12 protein-coding genes are annotated in these 14132 nt (G+C 52.3%); 10 read left to right on the top strand and 2 right to left on the bottom strand.

Annotated features, from left to right (window positions below; translation table 11 throughout):
• Positions 1 to 325 precede the first annotated feature (325 nt).
• Entirely contained in the window at positions 326 to 997 is a 672-nt protein-coding gene (locus KO497_RS13105; RefSeq protein ID WP_215944416.1) for a flagellar hook capping FlgD N-terminal domain-containing protein, read from the top strand.
• Positions 998 to 1070: 73 nt separating this feature from the next.
• Positions 1071 to 1919 (top strand): phosphotransferase family protein, encoded by an 849-nt coding sequence (locus tag KO497_RS13100; RefSeq protein WP_215944415.1) that lies wholly within the window; start codon positions 1071 to 1073, stop codon positions 1917 to 1919.
• On the opposite strand, the gene ubiB is transcribed toward KO497_RS13100, so the two are convergent.
• Complete coding sequence (ubiB, locus tag KO497_RS13095; protein ID WP_215944414.1) at positions 1912 to 3447, bottom strand: 2-polyprenylphenol 6-hydroxylase; 1536 nt, start codon at positions 3445 to 3447, stop codon at positions 1912 to 1914. The two genes, KO497_RS13100 and ubiB, sit on opposite strands and share 8 nt — an antisense overlap.
• Complete coding sequence (ubiE, locus tag KO497_RS13090) at positions 3447 to 4211, bottom strand: bifunctional demethylmenaquinone methyltransferase/2-methoxy-6-polyprenyl-1,4-benzoquinol methylase UbiE (RefSeq protein ID WP_215944413.1); 765 nt, start codon at positions 4209 to 4211, stop codon at positions 3447 to 3449. The genes ubiB and ubiE overlap by 1 nt, the downstream gene beginning before the upstream one ends.
• 88 nt (positions 4212 to 4299) lie before the next feature.
• Between ubiE and mutM the strand changes: the two genes are divergently transcribed.
• The 8 genes from mutM (at position 4300) to KO497_RS13050 (ending at position 14132) form a co-directional block, all read left to right on the top strand.
• Positions 4300 to 5151 (top strand): bifunctional DNA-formamidopyrimidine glycosylase/DNA-(apurinic or apyrimidinic site) lyase, encoded by an 852-nt coding sequence (gene mutM / locus KO497_RS13085; protein ID WP_215944412.1) that lies wholly within the window; start codon positions 4300 to 4302, stop codon positions 5149 to 5151.
• 61 nt (positions 5152 to 5212) lie between these two features.
• Positions 5213 to 5989, top strand: coding sequence for an enoyl-CoA hydratase (locus KO497_RS13080; protein WP_215944411.1), 777 nt, complete (start codon positions 5213 to 5215; stop codon positions 5987 to 5989).
• A 153-nt stretch (positions 5990 to 6142) separates the two neighbouring features.
• Positions 6143 to 6406, top strand: coding sequence for a 30S ribosomal protein S20 (rpsT, locus tag KO497_RS13075; RefSeq protein ID WP_215944410.1), 264 nt, complete (start codon positions 6143 to 6145; stop codon positions 6404 to 6406).
• A 794-nt stretch (positions 6407 to 7200) separates the two neighbouring features.
• Positions 7201 to 8583, top strand: coding sequence for a chromosomal replication initiator protein DnaA (gene dnaA, locus KO497_RS13070; protein ID WP_215944409.1), 1383 nt, complete (start codon positions 7201 to 7203; stop codon positions 8581 to 8583).
• A gap of 177 nt (positions 8584 to 8760) precedes the next feature.
• The gene (gene dnaN / locus KO497_RS13065) at positions 8761 to 9879 is read left to right on the top strand and encodes a DNA polymerase III subunit beta (RefSeq protein ID WP_215944408.1); all 1119 of its coding nucleotides are present in this window, start codon (positions 8761 to 8763) and stop codon (positions 9877 to 9879) included.
• Positions 9880 to 9927: 48 nt separating this feature from the next.
• Positions 9928 to 11034, top strand: a complete 1107-nt coding sequence (recF, locus tag KO497_RS13060; protein ID WP_215944407.1) for a DNA replication/repair protein RecF — start codon at positions 9928 to 9930, stop codon at positions 11032 to 11034.
• 159 nt (positions 11035 to 11193) lie between these two features.
• Positions 11194 to 13611, top strand: coding sequence for a DNA topoisomerase (ATP-hydrolyzing) subunit B (gyrB, locus tag KO497_RS13055; protein WP_215944406.1), 2418 nt, complete (start codon positions 11194 to 11196; stop codon positions 13609 to 13611).
• A 194-nt stretch (positions 13612 to 13805) separates the two neighbouring features.
• Positions 13806 to 14132 carry a hypothetical protein gene (locus tag KO497_RS13050; RefSeq protein ID WP_215944405.1) on the top strand — a complete coding sequence of 109 codons (327 nt, stop codon included), beginning with the start codon at positions 13806 to 13808 and terminating at the stop codon, positions 14130 to 14132.

Genomic DNA, 14132 nt, shown 5'->3' with positions numbered 1-14132 from the left:
CCTGAACAACGTCACACCAGCCGACGTCTACTTCGGCCGCGACAAAGCCATTCTCAGAGAAAGGGAAAAAATCAAGAAAAACACAATCAAACAACGCCGCTTGCAACATCAGAAACAAGCCGCATAATCAATCACACAAACGAGCCAGAGCCTCCAATACTCAAGCCGCTCTGATGCCCCATTTTATATGACGACGGACAAAATGAGACCTCCGGTTCTGCCGACAATATTCAGGCGTCCAAATCAGACACAGACCTTTTATCACCTGTGCGGCTTCATTTGGATGGCGCGGCTGGTATGGACTTAAGATTGTAAGGAAGAGTGAATGACCACCGTAACAAGTGCAACAACAACGGCGTCGACTGCAGCAACCACGACTGTTGTTGAAGAAGAATCAACGTCTGTCATCAGTTCCGATTTTGAAACGTTTCTGACAATGCTCACCGTTCAGTTGCAAAATCAAGATCCGATGAATCCAATCGAATCATCAGATTACGCGGTTCAGATCGCAACGTTTTCTGGCGTTGAGCAACAAGTGCAAACCAACGACCTCTTGAGATCCTTAGCCAGTCAAATGGGCGTTATGAGTATGTCGCAGATCGCAGGATGGGTTGGCATGGAGGCCCGAACCGAAGCGCCTGTATATTTTGATGGTACGCCCATTACCTTGGCTCCCTCACCTGACAGGTCTGCAGACCAAGCCTTTTTGATCGTTCGTGATGCATCTGGTGCTGTGGTTCAAACGACCGAAGTGTCAACGACATCAGACTATCTGGAATGGGCGGGTGTTGATGACAACGGCGACCCATTCGCATCGGGCAACTATTCCTTTGAATTAGAAAATTTTGCCTATGATGAATATTTATCTACATCGACGGTCGAAGCCTATGGACATATTTTTGAGGCACGTGCGGATGGCGCAAACACTGTTCTTGTCATGGAAAGTGGGGCAGAGGTAAATGCAGAAGATATTTCCGCCCTGCGCGAACCCACCTAAGGCACAATCAGTTGCATCGCCTTGCGCCTCATCTGTAAACTCGCCCGATCAATGACCGACACAGGGGCAGAGCGTGCAGCGTACAGACACAGAGTTTAACGGACCAAGACAGGCCGCAGATGCTTTGGGTCTGGGATTGCCGCTTGAATGGCGCGCGCTGCCCGGCGGGCGTTCCAATCGTCTGTTTTGGGGCGCATTTCCTGACGGCAAACTTGTGTTTAAGTTCTTTGATGATGCGCGGTCCAACTCCTTTTTTCCAAACACGGGGCACGATGAACAAAGTGCCCTTGTGGCGCTGACAGATACTGGGCTTGCCCCGACGTTTCGTGGTGGGGCGGAAACTGATTTTGGGACCTGTATTGTGTATGATTTTGTTGATGGAACAGTACCTAAGCAAACATCGATGCAGACCATGGCGGCGCTGTCACGGTTGCATGCGCATGAAGCAGCCCAAAATTTTCGACGTGTATTGAGTGATCCAAGCGACATTCAGGCGCAGGGCATATCGTTTTTAGATCATGATGCGTCTCCACGCGCTGCACGGTTGCGATCAAATGTGCCCGAGGTACCAAACGTACCCGCCGCTGCGTCTTGTTTTTTGCACGGCGACCCTACGCCCGCAAACTCTGTCATCACGAGTGACGGGCTTACCTTTTTGGATTGGCAGTGTCCTGCTTTTGGCGATCCTATTCATGATCTGGCGATTGCACTCTCGCCTGCGATGCATGTGGTTGATGGGGCTGATCCGCTGAGTGGCACGCAAATCGACAGCCTATTGGTTGCCTATGCAGATGAGGCCGTGACGGATCGTTATCGCGCACTCGCCCCGCTCTACCATTGGCGCATGGCGTGCTATTGCCAATGGAAGACACGCTTGGGTGAGGCTGCCTTTGCCGCCGCCGGAGTTGCCGAATTTAGCTGAACAAAATCGCGACAAAAGCACCGATACTGGCGGCCACAGCCCCGCCGAACATCAGCAGCGCAGTTTGGCGCATTGCGCTTTGAGGCTTTGTCGGCTCCTGTTGATTGCTTTGTGCCATCAGGATAGATTCTGCAATTTGCGGCAGTTTGGGGCCAAATCGCGACAGCACAATAGCGGTGCGTCCCAGATCGCGAGCCAAGGCTTTGGGACCGATGTTTTCTTTGATATAGCTTTCAACAACTGGCTGCGACACTTCCCAAATGTTTATTTTTGGATCTAATGAGCGTGCCACACCTTCGACCACAACCATCGTGCGTTGCAACAAAATCAATTCTGTACGGGTGGCCATGCCAAAGCGTTCGGTCACTTCCAGCAAATATGACATCACACGACCCATCGAAATTTGCGTGGCATCCATGCCAAAAATCGGCTCGCCCACGGCGCGCAACGCACGGGCAAATTCATCAACATCTTGGTCGGCGGGCACATAGCCCGCCTCGAAATGCACTTCGGCGATACGTTGATAATCTTTGCGGATAAACCCGAAAATGATCTCTGCATAAACGCGGCGCGTGTAGGCGTCCAACACGCCCATGATACCAAAGTCGAGCGCTGCCACGTCACCGTTGGGAGTTATTTTCAGATTGCCTTGATGCATGTCTGCATGGAAAAATCCATCACGCAACGCATGGCTTAGAAACATTTGCAAAACGATCCGGCCAAGCTCGGCACGGTTGTGACCGGCCTCGGTGATGGCTGTCAGGTCTGAGGCGGTGATGCCCTCGATCCATTCCAACGTCATCACGCTGCGCGAGGACAAAGCCCAATCAACTTGGGGGACATAAAAGCCCGTGTCATCAATCGTATTGGCATGAAATTCTGCAGCAGAAGAACTTTCCAGCCGCAGATCCAGTTCGCCCCGCACAACGCCGTCGAAATGAGCAATGACTTCAAGCGGTTTGAGGCGTCGCGATGACGGCAAAAACTTTTGGACAAACCAAGCTGCGAGATAAAAGGCGTCAACGTCCTTGCGAAATGCAGCTGCGATGCCTGGGCGTAAAACCTTAACCGCGACCGCTTCGCCCGTGTCGCGTTTGATGGCCTTGTGAACTTGGGCAATACTGGCGGCGGCAACAGGTTCGGAAAACTTTGAAAAAATATCGTCAAGCTTGTGGCCCAGATCGGCCTCGATCATCGCAATGGCTTCATCTCGCGGAAATGGCGGCAGCTTGTCTTGCAAGACCTGCAATTGCTGCGACAATTCTTCACCGACCACATCAGGGCGGGTCGATAGAATTTGACCGAATTTGATATAGGCAGGGCCCAGCGCGGTGATGGCGCGGGTGATCGGCGGACGCGCTGTGTCGCCTTTGATGCCAAGCCATTGAAACGGCCAGACAAGCGTACGCAAAGCAATTCGCATTGGGCGCGGCGCGTTTGTGGCCTCAAAAAGTGCTGTCAGCGCACCGGTGCGTTCCAGCGTGGCGCCAGTGCGAATGAGGCGCCAAATATTATGCGGCCCGCGCATTAAATTTTCCAACCTGTGTGAAGCGCCGCGATGCCAAGGCTGAGATTGCGATAGCTCGCATTGGCAAAGCCCGCGTCACGGATCATCTGCAAAAACGTTTCTTGGTCAGGGAATTGGCGGATGCTTTCAACAAGATACTGATAGCTGTCGGCGTCATTGGCGATGAGTTTCCCCATCTTGGGAATGACATTGAAGGAATACAAATCATAAGCCTTTTGCATTGCAGGGTTTGGCAGCTGCGAGAACTCCAACACCATCAACCGTCCACCGGGTTTTAGCACGCGGTAGGCCTCGGACAGGGCCTCGTTCACGCGGGTGACATTTCGAATGCCAAAGGAGATTGTGTAGACATCGAACTGATTGTCTTCAAACGGCAAGGCCATCGCATCACCGGTGACCCAAGACAGGTTTTCGGCCATCTGTTCGGCTTCGGCGCGTTTGCGGCCCTCAATCAGCATCGATTCTGTCATATCAAGTACAACAGAGGTCGCCCCCGGTGCGCGTTTGAGAAAGCGAAACGAGACATCGCCAGTGCCGCCAGCTACATCCAGCAAATGCTGATACGGGCGCGGGGCAAGCCAATCCATCATCGCATCTTTCCAGATACGATGGATTCCCATCGACATCACATCGTTCATCACATCGTATTTTGACGCGACATTGGTAAAGACCTCATGGACCATTCCGGCCTTTTGATCTTCGGCCACATCTTTAAAGCCAAAATGGGTGGTCTTGTCGCTGGTTGGTCCGCTTGTCCGTGTCATGATCTCTTGCACCTTTTGCAAAACTTATCCTTCTTATAGGCCACAAGTTGGGCGTGACAATCGCAAGCGCTAGCAAAGAGGGGTCAAAATGCCAGAATTACCTGAGGTCGAGACAGTACGACGCGGGCTTGAGCCGAGTATGTCCGGTGCCGTGATCACGCGCGCTGATGTGAATCGCCCCGATTTGCGTTGGCCTTTCCCTGATAAGATGGCCGAGCGGCTGACCGGCGCGCGTGTTTTGCAGCTGCGCAGGCGGTCCAAGTATATTCTGGCCGATCTGGATACGACTGAGACGCTGTTGATCCATCTTGGCATGTCAGGACGTATGACTGTGTCGGGCGATCCTTTGGGGCAGTTCGTGCATGAACATCCAAACCTGATCAAACATGACCATGTGGTGTTTCACATGGATAACGGTGCGCGCGTGACCTTTAACGATCCGCGCAGGTTTGGGGCGATGGATTTGCTCGACACAGCCACGGCTGAGATGCATCCTTTGTTGGCTAAAATTGGCCCTGAGCCCTTGGGCAATGATTTCAACGAGACGCATTTGGCCAAGGTGCTAAAGACCAAAAACACGCCGATCAAAACGGCGCTGCTGGATCAAAGCCTCATCGCAGGTTTGGGCAATATATATGTCTGCGAAGCGTTGTTTCGCGCTGGGCTTAACCCGACGGTGAAAGCGAAAGACATTACGAGCAAAAAAATCACCGCTTTGGTGCCGATCATTCGCGAGATTTTGCTAGAAGCAATCGAGGCAGGGGGATCATCGCTCAAGGACTTTCGCCAAGCGGGCGGAGATCTGGGATATTTCCAGCATAGCTTTCGTGTGTATGACCGCGAGGGTGAAAATTGTGCAACACCTGATTGCACATCTGCTGTCCAAAGGATCACCCAATCCGGCAGATCGACATTCTTCTGCCCAACGTGTCAAAGTTGATTTGAATACGTGGCCGAGCCTGATAGGTCTTGGCCAACGGACTGATCTTTGGAGCACCACCATGGCCTATAAAACTCTCATCATTGAGATGCACCATAGCGTAAAGCTGATTCGATTGAACCGACCCGATGCGTTGAATGCTTTGAACATAGAACTGTTGGGCGAATTGGCCAACGCACTGGGCAAAGCGGATGCAGATCCAAAAGTGCGGGCCATCGTGATCACGGGATCGGACAAAGCCTTTGCTGCTGGGGCTGACGTCAAGGAAATGTCTGAAAAATCCTTTGCCGATATGGCGACGGCTGACTTTTTTGGGACCGAGGCCAATGCCATTTCCGCGATCCGTAAACCGATTATCGCGGCCGTATCTGGCTACGCGCTGGGCGGCGGTTGTGAACTGGCCATGATGTGTGATTTCATCATTGCCGCAGATACAGCTAAGTTTGGGCAACCCGAAATCAATCTGGGCATCATGGCCGGCCTGGGTGGTACACAACGTTTGACGCGGTTTGTTGGCAAATCCAAAGCGATGGAAATGAATTTAACGGGCCGGTTCATGGATGCTGATGAAGCGGAACGTTGCGGGCTGGTATCGCGTGTTGTGCCAGCGAAAAAGCTGGTTGATGATGCACTGACCACAGCCGCCAAAATTGCTGAAAAAAGCACGATTTCCGTTATGGCGGCCAAGGAATCGGTCAACCGGTCCTATGAGACGCCCCTGTCTGAAGGCTTGTTATTTGAGCGCCGTGCGTTTCATGCTTTGTTTGCGACAGATGATCAATCTGAGGGTATGGCCGCCTTCCTAGAAAAGCGCGCACCCCAGTTCCGCGACAAATAGGCGTTTTGGGCTTTCCTTTTGCGCGATTCTACCTTAGAGGACAGCCTTACATGCGCGTGGAGCCCGCTCAGGCTATGACTTTCCCGTCCGTCTTTGACGTGGGCTTTTTTGCGCAATCGTAATTTAATGAAGCCCTAGAGAGGGAAAGACACCATGGCAAATTCGCCCCAAGCTAAAAAACGCGCCCGTCAAATCGAGCGTCGCACAGAAATCAACAAAGCGCGCCGTTCGCGTATCCGCACATTCTTGCGCGCTGTTGAAGAAGCCATTGAATCCGGTGATTCCGCAGCTGCAAAAGCAGCTCTTCGCGCCGCTCAGCCAGAGCTGATGCGTGGCGTCACAAAGGGTATCGTGCACAAAAACACAGCATCACGTAAAGTGTCGCGTCTTGCTTCACGCGTTAAAGCACTCGGCTAAACGCTAGCCCTTATGTATGTATTGAAAACGCGCCTTAGGGCGCGTTTTTTTATGCCGATTTCCCCAAGAAAACAGGTTTATTGGTGCGGCATTGCAGCGAATCTGCTGCACGCGCGGCGCTTACAAATCTGTGGATAGATTCGCAATCCTCAGTTTTACGCTGGTTCGATTTCCTGATGTTTGCGGCAATTGAGACACGTCTCAACGGGCCCAAAAGGACTTTTTAGATTCGGTTTGGGTAAAGACAGAGTCAAGGACGAAGATCAGTTGCGCGACTTAGGTGGCGGTTGCTAACTTACCCAAGCGATTCATGTCGTCTTGGGGGGACATTCACCTACCACACCGATTTGGAAAACCGCTTTGGCAACGACCGAAAGTTGTTTTCTTGGGGCTGCCCCGATCTGTGTAGAGGTGTTGTTTGGCCGAAAGGATAGGGGTATCCTTGGTTAAGCTGTCCAGAAAATTTACACGCCTCGCGCGTGGTATTGGTTTTTTGGTATGTCCACTTGCGTTGAACAGTATTGGCACGATTCAACCAGACAATCATTTGTCTGGACTGGTTTGTTTTGCTGTATTGGGATGCGCGGTTTATACAGGCACCCTTGCTTTAAAAGGGTATGCCACGACAAACTGTGAGGGGTTTGTTGTGGTGGGTTGGACATAGGTCCGCCCTCCGCGTGTAAATGTTGAAGACCTGAGGCGTAGTGTCTTGGGCGGTGTTTTGCATCGTTCAAGGGTCGGTTTTGCCGCCGAACCATAATGAAAAAGAACTATAAATTAGGTCGAATACGAATATGAAAAACGATACGTGGGGACGTGTTAAACAGCAGTTGCTCGAAACTGTAGGCCGCAACAATTACGCCAACTGGATCGAACCTCTACAACTGCAAAAAGTCGATAATGGTATCGCGCAATTTTCTGTTCCAACCAGCTTTATGGCGAATTGGGTCACGCGCAATTTTTCTGATCAAATTTTGTCTCACCTCAAGGCTTCCGGTGTGCCTGCATCACGCGTTGAGTTTAAAGTTGAAGCTGTACGTTCTGCTGACACGTTGAGCACTGGTTCTGATCAAGCACCCGCTAAAACACCTGCAAGCCTATCTGCTCAAGCCGCTCCCGTGACTGAAGAAGCCGAGCTTCCAGGGGCGCCTCTTGATGCGCGCTTTACCTTTGACAATTTTGTTGTGGGTAAGCCAAATGAATTGGCCCATGCTGCGGCGCGCCGCGTTGCAGAAGGCGGTCCCGTGACCTTTAATCCGCTGTTTTTATACGGCGGCGTTGGTCTTGGTAAGACCCACTTGATGCATGCTATTGCGCATGAGATTCAAGTGCGTGACCCGAAAACGCGTGTGCTGTATCTATCGGCTGAACAGTTCATGTACCGCTTTGTGCAAGCACTGCGCGATCGCCAGATGATGGATTTCAAACAGTTGTTCCGCTCTGTCGACGTGTTGATGGTCGATGACGTACAATTCATCGCCGGCAAAGACAGCACACAAGAAGAGTTTTTCCACACCTTCAACGCGTTGGTGGATCAAGGCAAACAGATCATCATTTCTGCGGACCGTGCACCAGGCGAAATCAAAGATCTTGAAGACCGCATCAAATCACGCTTGCAATGTGGTCTTGTTGTCGACCTTCACCCAACCGATTACGAATTGCGCTTGGGTATTTTGCAGACCAAAGCCGAAAACTATCGCGCGCAATACAAGGGTCTTGTGTTTGCGGATGGCGTATTGGAATTTTTGGCGCATCGGATCACGACAAATGTGCGCGTGCTTGAAGGGGCTTTGATGCGCCTGTTTGCTTTCGCATCGCTTGTGGGGCGTGAAATCACAATGGAGCTGGCGCAAGAATGCCTTGCGGATATTTTGAAAGCTTCTGACCGTAAAGTCACAGTTGAGGAAATCCAGCGCCGCGTGTCTGAACATTACTCTATCCGCCTGTCTGACATGATCGGCCCGCGTCGTGTGCGCTCTATCGCCCGCCCCCGTCAGGTGGCGATGTATTTGTCTAAACAGCTGACATCGCGGTCTTTGCCTGAAATCGGCCGCCGCTTTGGCGGACGTGATCACACCACGGTCATGCATGGTGTACGTCGCATCGAAGAGCTTCAAACAACCGACAGCCAGATGTTTGAAGACGTAGAAATGCTGCGCCGTGCGCTTGAAGCCTAGGCAATTGGTCCAAATTCTGAGTCTCACCTGCTGCACTGCCGCGAATTCATTCATAGCAGTGCCCTGAGCCCTTGACGCTCAGGCAAAGACAACGGCAAAGTCCGTGCAACAACATCTTGCACGTGATGGTGAATGATATATCGTCAACATCCGGCCAATGAATCAGACGAGGGTGGCATGAAAATTAGCATTGAACGCGGCGCGCTGTTAAAGGCCGTGGGCCAAGCACAATCTGTAGTAGAGCGTCGGAACACCATTCCAATTCTTGCCAACGTTCTGATCGAAGCCGAAGGCAACACGGTGTCCTTTCGCGCGACGGATCTAGACATCGAAGTCATCGACAAATGTGCGGGCATCGTAGAGCGCGCTGGTGCCACCACTGTGTCTGCTGTGACCCTGCACGAGATCGTGCGTAAGTTGCCTGACGGCGCAATGGTGATGTTGGCCGATGATGGCGCATCTGGACGATTGACTGTCGAAGCGGGCAGGTCCAACTTTTCTTTGGCGACTTTGCCCAAAGAAGACTTCCCAGTCATGACCACCTCTGAATACGACAGCAACTTTGCAATCGCAGCCCCTGTACTGCGCCGTTTGTTCGATAAATCCAAATTCGCGATCTCGACAGAAGAAACCCGCTACTATCTCAACGGTGTTTACATGCATGTTTCTGATGGTGAAGACGGCAAAGTGCTGCGCTGCGTGGCCACAGATGGTCACCGCTTGGCACGTATCGACGCGCCGCTGCCTGAGAACGCTTTGGAAATGCCCGGCGTGATCGTGCCGCGTAAAACCGTTGGCGAATTGCGCAAGCTGCTTGATGATGACGACATGACCATCGCTGTGTCCGTGTCCGAAGCCAAAGTGCGTTTCGCGACCCCAGACATCACACTGACGTCCAAAGTCATCGATGGCACCTTCCCCGATTACACACGCGTTATTCCCGTTGGCAACACCCGCAAACTTGAAGTTGACGCAGCAGAATTTGCCAAGGCCGTGGACCGTGTGGCCACAGTGTCGTCAGAGCGTTCGCGTGCGGTGAAATTGACCTTGGAGGAAGACAAGCTGACTCTGTCTGTCAATGCGCCTGACAGCGGTGCCGCAGAAGACGAATTGGCCGTGGCCTACAATGATGAACGCCTTGAGATCGGCTTTAATGCGAAATATCTTTTGGAAATCGCCAGCCAAGTGGACCGCGAAAATGCAGTGTTCATGTTCAACTCATCAGGTGATCCAACCTTGATGCGCGAAGGCAATGACACCTCTGCCGTTTACGTTGTGATGCCGATGCGCGTTTGACCTAGAAGCGTTGATTTACAGCACCCTTAGCTTAGGAAAAGAGGCGGCATGTCTTTGTTCATCGAAGACCTAACTCTGTCTCATTTCCGCTCTCATCGGGCCGCGCGTCTTGAACTGGACGGGCGGCCTGTTGCGATCTGGGGCGCAAATGGCGCAGGCAAAACCAACATTCTTGAGGCGGTGTCTTTGCTATCCCCCGGTCGCGGTCTGCGCCGTGCCGCGATGGATGATATCGCGCGCAAACCCGAAAGCTTGGGCTGGAAAGTCCGTGCTGAATTACAGTCTTTGCATCAAACTCACGACATTGAAACGTGGTCCGAAAATGGCGCCTCGCGCACTGTCAAAATCGACGGAAAATCTGCGGCCCAGATTGCGCTTGGGCGTATCGCCCGCGTGGTCTGGCTGATCCCTGCAATGGACAGACTGTGGATTGAGGCCCCTGAGGGGCGTCGTCGGTTTTTGGATCGGATGGTGATGTCGTTTGAGCCCCGTCATGCTGATGCTGTGTTGAGCTATGAGAAAGCCATGCGCGAACGCAATCGGTTGCTCAAAGATATGGTGCGCGATGCTCATTGGTACGCCGCATTGGAAGCGCAGATGGCCACGTCAGGCGCTGCGATTATGCAAAATCGTTTGATGGTTCTGGAGCGATTGAAAGACGCTCAAGATGGTGCGCAAACGACCTTTCCTGTGGCCAACCTGACGCTAAAGGCTTCGGACCAATTTGGCTTGCCTAAGACCGAAACCGATCTGCTTGCCGCCTTCAAAGACAATCGCTCGCGCGATCTGTCGGCTGGGCGTACATTGATCGGCCCGCATCGCGCCGATTTGGGAGCGGTTTATGCCGCTAAGGACGTCTCTGCGGATCAATGCTCAACAGGCGAGCAAAAAGCCCTGCTGATTTCGCTTATCCTCGCCAATGGGCGTGCTTTGGCGCAAGATTTCGGGGCAGCGCCAATATTTTTGCTCGATGAAGTTGCGGCCCATCTGGATGCAGGACGGCGTGCCGCCCTTTATGACGAGATCTGTGCCCTTGGGGCGCAGGCCTTTATGACCGGAACGGGACCAGAGCTGTTCGCAGAACTGGGATCGCGCGCGGCCACTTTTGAAGTGTCTGAAAGCGCTGGCGTATCATCAGTTCACGAAGTTCCATGAGCATATCCCTAGTTGAATTGTTGCTCATTGTCGTGGCTTTCGTGATCCCATTTACCTAAGAAAAAACTCGCGCGGCGATGCGGTGATATTTGTGCCATTTGCGTGACAACCCCAGCGGTTTGGCGTATAAAAAGGCTAAGTAAAAACAAGGAAGTCCGCATGTCCGATACACCTGAGCAGTCCGAAGAATATGGTGCTAATTCCATCAAAGTTCTCAAAGGGTTAGACGCTGTTCGCAAGCGCCCTGGTATGTACATCGGTGACACCGATGACGGCTCTGGCCTACATCACATGGTCTATGAAGTTGTGGACAACGGCATCGACGAAGCTTTGGCAGGTCATGCGGATTACGTGAACGTTAAAATTCACGCGGATTCATCTATTTCTGTGCGTGACAATGGTCGTGGTATTCCAACCGATATGCACGAAGAAGAAGGCGTGTCAGCCGCCGAGGTTATCATGACCCAGCTGCACGCTGGTGGTAAGTTCGACAGCAACTCTTACAAGGTGTCCGGAGGTCTGCACGGCGTGGGTGTCTCTGTGGTGAATGCGCTGTCGGATTGGCTGGAACTGAAAGTCTGGCGTCAGGGTAAAATTCACAAAGCCCGCTTTGAACGTGGCGAAACCGTTGAGCACCTCGAAGAGATCGGCGAGTCCCATGGTGAAACCGGCACCGAAGTGCGGTTCTTGGCGTCTACAACGACCTTTTCGAACCTTGATTACATCTTTTCAACCTTGGAAAAACGTCTGCGCGAACTGGCATTTTTGAACTCTGGCGTGCGCATTATTTTGGAAGACGAACGCCCCGCAGAGCATCTCAAAACCGAACTTTTCTATGAAGGCGGCGTCAAAGAATTCGTCAAATATTTGGACCGCTCTAAAACATCTATGATGCCTGAGCCTATTTTCGTGCAAGGCGAAAAAGATGGTATCGGGGTCGAAGTGGCGATGTGGTGGAATGACAGCTATCACGAGAATGTTTTGCCCTTCACCAACAACATTCCGCAACGTGATGGCGGGGCGCACTTGGCCGGTTTCCGTGGGGCGCTAACCCGCACTATGACGCGTTATGCGGCTGACAGTGGCATCGCAAAGAAAGAGAAAATCACCTTTACCGGTGACGACGCCCGTGAGGGGCTGACCTGTGTCTTGTCCGTTAAAGTGCCGGATCCCAAATTCTCGTCCCAGACCAAAGACAAATTGGTGTCGTCCGAAGTGCGACCCGCTGTTGAAAATTTGGTGGGCGAAAAGCTGACTGAATGGTTTGATGAAAACCCGCAAATGGCCAAGATGATCATTGGCAAAATTTGCGAAGCGGCGATGGCGCGCGAAGCGGCCCGCAAAGCGCGTGAATTGACGCGCCGCAAGTCGGCTTTGGACGTGAATTTCCTTGCTGGTAAGCTCAAAGATTGCTCTGAAAAAGATCCTGCCCAAACCGAAGTCTTCCTCGTGGAGGGTGACTCAGCGGGCGGGTCGGCGCAAATGGGGCGCGACCGCCGCACGCAAGCGATTTTGCCTCTGCGCGGTAAGATTTTAAACGTCGAACGCGCACGTTTCGATCGCATGTTGGGATCGCAAGAAATCGGCAACCTAGTGATGGCGCTTGGTACAGGCATTGGCCGCGACGAGTACAATTTGGACAAATTGCGTTATCATAAAATCGTCATCATGACCGATGCGGACGTTGACGGGGCGCATATTCGGACGCTGCTTTTGACGTTCTTCTTCCGTCAAATGCCATCTTTGATCGAGGCTGGCCATCTTTATATCGCGCAACCACCATTGTACAAAGTCGCGCGTGGTAAGTCTGAGGTTTACCTCAAAGACCAAGCGGCGATGGATGAATATTTGATTCAGCAGGGCACCGATGGTGCCGTGTTGCGTTTGCAAACGGGTGAAGACATCGCCGGTGCCGATTTGGCACGTGTTGTCGAAGGTGCGCGGACGTTTAAACGAATTTTGGATGCTTTTCCAACGCATTACCCGCGCCACATCATTGAGCAAGCCGCTTTGGCGGGTGCGTTTGAACCAGGCCGCGTGGATGGTGATTTGCAAGGTACAGCCGATCTGATCGCCAAACGCCTTGATATGATCGCGCCCGAGTTTGAGCAGGGCTGGAAAGGTCGTCCGACCCAAGATGTTGGCATCCGTTTGACCCGCGTTTTGCGCGGCGTTGAAGAGGTCCGCACCCTCGATGGGGCGATTTTGCGTGGCGGTGAGGCGCGTCGGATCAACCAAGAAGTGCAAGCGACAAACGGTATCTATGATGATCCGTCGCAATTGATGCGCAAGGAGCGGTTCAGCCTGATTCACGGCCCTATTGATTTGCTCAAAGCGATCTTGGAAGAGGGCGAAAAAGGTTTGTCACTGCAACGCTACAAAGGCTTGGGCGAGATGAACGCGGATCAGTTGTGGGAAACCACACTGGACCCAGAAGCGCGCACCTTGTTGCAGGTGAAAATCGAAGACTTTGCCGAAGCGGATGACATCTTTACCAAATTGATGGGCGATGTTGTCGAGCCACGCCGCGAGTTCATTCAAGACAACGCGCTAAACGTTGAAAACTTGGACGCTTAAAGGCTGCCGGAACGATTCTTTTGCGCTGGGGCGTGACGCATTTCAAATTTAGTGAAGTGACATTCAACGCAATTTTAATATTGGGTTGCCTACTTTGACGTGGAAACCTTTTTATCTATGGGGTTCTTGATGCCAAAAGCATTTTTCACATCGGCACGTTGAAAACCGGCACAACTTCTATTCAGGCTACACTTGTGAAGAATCCACAGGTTCTTGCACGTATGGGGTACTCCTATTTCGGTCCGCCTATGCGCCGTTCTGAAGCGTTATCTGGCGCGTTGGCGGAATTAACCGACAAAAATTGCCAAAATGTGATCATTTCTGATGAGGGGCTTTGGCACTTCTCGGACAGTAAGCGTAGCGATACTGCGGGTCTGGCAAAAGTTCTTAAACGGTATGATGTTACCGTCGTAATCTATTTGCGCCGCCCCGATAGTTTCTTCGAATCATGGTGTCCGTCGTCATATAAAATGGGGCATCAGAGCGGCTTGAGTATTGGAGGCTCTGGCTCGTTTGTGTGA

Source organism: Pacificibacter marinus, from assembly GCF_018860665.1.
Taxonomy (GTDB): Bacteria; Pseudomonadota; Alphaproteobacteria; order Rhodobacterales; family Rhodobacteraceae; genus Celeribacter; species Celeribacter marinus_A.
The sequence above is the reverse complement of the archived record's forward strand: the minus strand, read 5'-3'. Positions and strand labels throughout refer to the sequence as shown.

Excerpts from the sequence above, each read along its gene's own strand:
- ubiB (WP_215944414.1), bottom strand. The coding sequence starts at position 3,447 with ATGCGCGGGCCGCATAATATTTGGCGCCTCATTCGCACTGGCGCCACG.
- rpsT (WP_215944410.1), top strand. The coding sequence starts at position 6,143 with ATGGCAAATTCGCCCCAAGCTAAAAAACGCGCCCGTCAAATCGAGCGT.
- dnaA (WP_215944409.1), top strand. The coding sequence starts at position 7,201 with ATGAAAAACGATACGTGGGGACGTGTTAAACAGCAGTTGCTCGAAACT.
- mutM (WP_215944412.1), top strand. The coding sequence starts at position 4,300 with ATGCCAGAATTACCTGAGGTCGAGACAGTACGACGCGGGCTTGAGCCG.
- recF (WP_215944407.1), top strand. The coding sequence starts at position 9,928 with ATGTCTTTGTTCATCGAAGACCTAACTCTGTCTCATTTCCGCTCTCAT.
- ubiE (WP_215944413.1), bottom strand. The coding sequence starts at position 4,211 with ATGACACGGACAAGCGGACCAACCAGCGACAAGACCACCCATTTTGGC.
- KO497_RS13105 (WP_215944416.1), top strand. The coding sequence starts at position 326 with ATGACCACCGTAACAAGTGCAACAACAACGGCGTCGACTGCAGCAACC.
- dnaN (WP_215944408.1), top strand. The coding sequence starts at position 8,761 with ATGAAAATTAGCATTGAACGCGGCGCGCTGTTAAAGGCCGTGGGCCAA.
- gyrB (WP_215944406.1), top strand. The coding sequence starts at position 11,194 with ATGTCCGATACACCTGAGCAGTCCGAAGAATATGGTGCTAATTCCATC.
- KO497_RS13080 (WP_215944411.1), top strand. The coding sequence starts at position 5,213 with ATGGCCTATAAAACTCTCATCATTGAGATGCACCATAGCGTAAAGCTG.